Here is a 4,403-nt window from a genome sequence, read left to right as displayed (position 1 = left end):
TTTCCAGTCGCCGCGATACTTGCGTTGAACGAACTGGTTCGCTTCGTCGAAGTTGGTAACCTTCATATTCTTGCCATCCCATAACAGTTTCTTGCGCCCCGGGTAGTCAAAGCCTTTGCCATCAGCCTTCGCCGTGCGGAGGTTGTAGCTGCGGATACCGAGGTTACCCATGATCACGGTCTCTGTCAACGGACCGGCGTAATCGAACGATGATGTCAGCGCTTTGTGCTCTTTGCTGTTGAAACCAGCCTTGCAAGCATCGCTCCATGACACGTGGTGACCGAATTCCGGCATCGGCGTGTATTTGTTGCCGAAATCGCCCTGCTTGTATTCGAGCTTGGTCCCGTCTTTGAGGTACACTTTCGGCGCAATACCATAAGTTCCACAGGTCATCACCCCTTTTTCTCCGATCAGGAGCACACCATTGCTGCTGTCCGGCTCGCCCAGCGGGTCGTTGGCAGGAATCAGGTCCGGATGGAACGGACGCAGACCACCGTCATGCCAGGTCAGGGTAACTTCCGATTTATTGACTTTGTTCGCGGGGAATTTCAATTGCACGCGTGAGGAAGGCGGGCAGCCCTCAGGAATGTATTCTGCAGTCCAGTCTTTAATGAACACCTGGCCTACCGAGCATTCAACTTCCGTCGGATAACCCAAACCAAGCGTACGGAACGCCGGGTCGATCAGGTGGCAACCCATATCGCCCAATGCACCGGTACCGAAGTTCCACCAGCCGCGCCATTTGAATGGGTGCCAGGCCGGGTTGTAATCCACCCAGTCGGCGCAGCCTACCCACAGTTCCCAATCGATGTCCGCAGGTACCTCGTGCTTGCCCGTCGGAACGGGAATGCCTTGCGGCCATACCGGACGGTTGGTCCAAACATGTGCTTCGTGGACGTTACCGATGAGGCCTTTGTTAAACCATTCCTTCATTTGATTCTGCGCAGGGTTTGAAGCGCCCTGGTTACCCATCTGGGTTACCACTTTGTATTTACGCGCTGCCTCGGTGAGCATGCGGGCTTCGTAAATGTCGTGCGTAAGGGGTTTTTGTACGTACACGTGCTTGCCACGCTGCATAGCCGCCATCGCAATAATCGCGTGCATGTGGTCGGCGGTTGAAACGGTTACGGCATCGATGCTCTTGTCCATTTCATCGAACATCTTACGGAAGTCCTTGTACTTTTTAGCATCCGGGTGCAGTTCGAAATTCTTTTTTACCTGCGCCTGCGACCAGTCGACATCGCAAAGTGCCACCAGGTTTTCGGCACCTTTGTTCCAGGCATTGTTGGTGTCAGAAAAACCTTTCCCGCCCACGCCCACACCGGCGATATTCAGCTTGTCGCTCGGGGCTTTATATCCTTTCCCCAGCACGTGGCGGGGTACTATGAAGAAACTTCCTATGGCCGCTGCGGATGACTTCTGGATAAAGTCCCGGCGGCTAACGTCTTTCGGTTTGTTTTCTGTACTCATCGGTTTTGGTAATGAAAAAATAAAGTAGATTAATATAGATTAAAGGAATAAGTTTTTATTAAGGATCTAATACTATTAAATCCCGCTTAAATATAATAATGTTCTTATGAAACCCATGAATGGGACCATTTCAAATATTGCGGAACCGTCCCACGGGAGACGATGTTTTGATGGCTGGGTATTATTCCTGTAACTTTGCGGGGGTAATGCATTTCATTTAGACCAATACCACCGGGTAATGCAAATCACAGTAATGAAATCGAAGATTCACCGGGTTAAGGTGACTCAGGCGGAATTGAACTACGTTGGCAGCATCACGATCGACGAAGATCTGATCGACGCCGCGGGACTCATTGAGAATGAACAGGTGCACATTGTGAACAACAACAATGGCGAACGCTTTATCACATATGTTATCAAAGGCGAACGCGGCTCGGGCATGATATGCCTCAATGGCGCGGCAGCACGCAGGGTGCAGATCGGCGACATTATCATTATCATTGCTTACGGCAGTATGAGCCAGGAAGAGGCGAAGACATTCAAGCCAATGGTCGTTTTCCCCGATCATAACAATCACCTGGTAAGCTAACCCCATTTGCTGCACCAAATATCCATATTAGCATAGCATGAAAAATATACTGCGTTACACGATTTCGCTTGTCCTGGCAGGCGGTCTGCTCTGGTTTGTGTTCAAAGACATCAACCTGAATGAAATGCTCGACCGTTTTGCCAAGTCTGACTGGCGGTGGATCGCCGTATCATGCTTTTGCCTCCTGCTTGCGCACGTTACCCGTGCGTGGCGCTGGGGAATGCTCATCGAACCGCTGGACCATAAGCCCGGCATTGTGAACAGTTCCGTTTCGGTCCTTACCGGTTATTTCGCCAACTACATTGTGCCACGCATGGGAGAAGTCACGCGCTGCGGAACACTTTACCGGCTGGAACGTATTCCGGTGAGCCTGAGCTTCGGTACTGTTGTGGCTGAGCGCATTTTTGATGTGATTATATTGGTGTTGATGATTGGATTGAACTTCATCCTCGAATTCGACCGGCTCAGTACCTTCTTTACAGACTTCTTTCAAAGTAAAATAGGGGGCGGAAGCCAAAGCGGTGGTTCAGGTAGCGGCATGTTACTCAGCATTCTGATCGTCGGCTTGCTTGCTATCGCGGTAGTTAGCATTATAGTATTCAAAAATGCTTCATTGCGCAACAAATTGCAGCAGAATGCCGTGATTGCCAAAATCATAGGCTTCGCGCAAGGCATGCTTGAAGGACTCCTAAGCGTGCGCAAACTGCGCAGTCCTGGTCTTTTTATTTTCAGCACAATCCTGATCTGGGTGCTTTATTACCTGGTTTCCTACGTACTTTTTTTCTGCATTCCCGAAACCTCCGACCTTGGCCCGCTGGCGGGTTTGACGCTATTGGTTGTCGGCGCGATCGGTATGACGGCTCCTACTCAAGGCGGCATCGGTGCTTACCATTTGCTGGTGGGTAATGTAATGGTACTTTACGGGCTTTCGCAGAACGACGGCATCACCTTGGCGACCTTCATCCACGGGGCACAAATGCTGTTTATGCTGGTGATCGGGGCGTTAGCATTCCTCTATGTGCTGATCGTGAACAAAAACAAAGTCGAGGAGCCCGAGCAGGTCTCTGCGGCAAACTAATTGTAACTTTAATAGTCCTGAAAAATGGAAATGGAGTATGTTACGTTATTCCATTTCTTAAATCCATATTGTCTTTTACAATGAATTTGACAGAAAGCAAAATCCTGAGACTAGAAGAGGCTATCCCCACCGTTGAAGCATGGCAGCGTGCCGGGCAAAAAGTTGTTTTCACTAACGGATGTTTCGATATTGTGCATCTGGGGCACATCGATTACCTCGAAAAAGCCCGCGCATTGGGTGACAGAATGGTACTTGGCTTGAACACCGATGCCTCGGTAAGCCGCCTGAAAGGGCCGCTCCGGCCGGTCGTTAATGAATATGCAAGAGCCCGGCTAATGGCAGCACTTTCATTCATCGATGCTGTCATTTTGTTCGACGAACCGACGCCTAGTCAGTTGATCGAGGCTGTAAAACCTGACATTTTGGTCAAAGGCGACGATTATACGATCGAGAACATTGCTGGCGCGGATTTTGTTTTGGGTAGAGGAGGTGAGGTAAAAACGATCGCTTTGGTACAAGGCTACTCGACTACCGCACTCATCGAGAAAATAAAACAAGGATATAAATAGCAATAACTATGGGACTTTTGATTGCTTTGATCGTAATGGGCGCTAGCTTTTACGTACAATGGCGCTTGAAGAGCAAGTTTGAAGAATATTCACAGGTAGGGTTGAGCAACGGCATGAGCGGTAAGGAAATCGCTGAGACGATGCTCCGGGAAAGCGGCATTTACGACGTAAGAGTAGTGTCCGTGGAAGGCCGCCTGACCGACCACTACAATCCGCAGGATAAGACAGTCAACTTGAGCCCCGATGTATATTATGGTCGGAGTGTAGCCGCCGCGGCCGTGGCTTCCCACGAATGCGGGCACGCGGTGCAACATGCTACCGCTTACAGCTGGCTGCAATTCCGCTCGCAAATGGTACCGTTTCTGAGCGTTGCATCGCAATACATGCAATGGATTATTTTGATCGGTGTACTATTGATTAATACGTCCATTATTCCGCTCGCCATTGGTGTGGCATTGTTCGCCGTAACTACGTTGTTCAGCTTTATTACTTTGCCGGTTGAATACGATGCCAGCAATCGTGCATTGGCCTGGATCCAGAAAAACCGTATTGTGAATGAGAGAGAGTACGTGATGTCTGCCGATGCTTTGAAATGGGCTGCCCGTACTTACCTCGTAGCTGCAATCGGTTCTTTGGCCACATTGCTTTACTATGTGAGTTTGCTGATGGGGCGTCGTGATTAATAGCCACAAGCAAA

The 4,403-nt window shown here is 49.8% G+C and carries 5 protein-coding genes; 4 read left to right on the top strand and 1 reads right to left on the bottom strand.

Features of this window, described 5'->3' with window-relative positions; all coding sequences use genetic code 11:
• Positions 1-1,470: Gfo/Idh/MocA family protein (locus tag AAHB90_RS32250; RefSeq protein WP_342089454.1), on the bottom strand; the 1,470-nt coding region annotated here is incomplete at its 3' end.
• 238 nt (positions 1,471-1,708) lie between these two features.
• Between AAHB90_RS32250 and panD the strand changes: the two genes are divergently transcribed.
• The 4 genes from panD (at position 1,709) to AAHB90_RS32230 (ending at position 4,389) form a co-directional block, all read left to right on the top strand.
• On the top strand, positions 1,709-2,059 hold the full coding sequence (gene panD / locus AAHB90_RS32245; protein ID WP_342089453.1) for an aspartate 1-decarboxylase: 351 nt from the start codon (positions 1,709-1,711) through the stop codon (positions 2,057-2,059).
• A gap of 37 nt (positions 2,060-2,096) precedes the next feature.
• The gene (locus AAHB90_RS32240) at positions 2,097-3,137 is read left to right on the top strand and encodes a lysylphosphatidylglycerol synthase transmembrane domain-containing protein (RefSeq protein WP_342089452.1); all 1,041 of its coding nucleotides are present in this window, start codon (positions 2,097-2,099) and stop codon (positions 3,135-3,137) included.
• An 80-nt stretch (positions 3,138-3,217) separates the two neighbouring features.
• On the top strand, positions 3,218-3,706 hold the full coding sequence (gene rfaE2, locus AAHB90_RS32235; protein ID WP_106597706.1) for a D-glycero-beta-D-manno-heptose 1-phosphate adenylyltransferase: 489 nt from the start codon (positions 3,218-3,220) through the stop codon (positions 3,704-3,706).
• Positions 3,707-3,714: 8 nt separating this feature from the next.
• Complete coding sequence (locus tag AAHB90_RS32230; RefSeq protein WP_342089451.1) at positions 3,715-4,389, top strand: zinc metallopeptidase; 675 nt, start codon at positions 3,715-3,717, stop codon at positions 4,387-4,389.
• The last annotated feature ends 14 nt before the right edge of the window (positions 4,390-4,403 follow it).

Origin of the sequence: Dyadobacter sp. OTU695 (genome assembly GCF_038440355.1) — a bacterium.
Taxonomy (GTDB): Bacteria; Bacteroidota; Bacteroidia; order Cytophagales; family Spirosomataceae; genus Dyadobacter.
The sequence above is the reverse complement of the archived record's forward strand: the minus strand, read 5'-3'. Positions and strand labels throughout refer to the sequence as shown.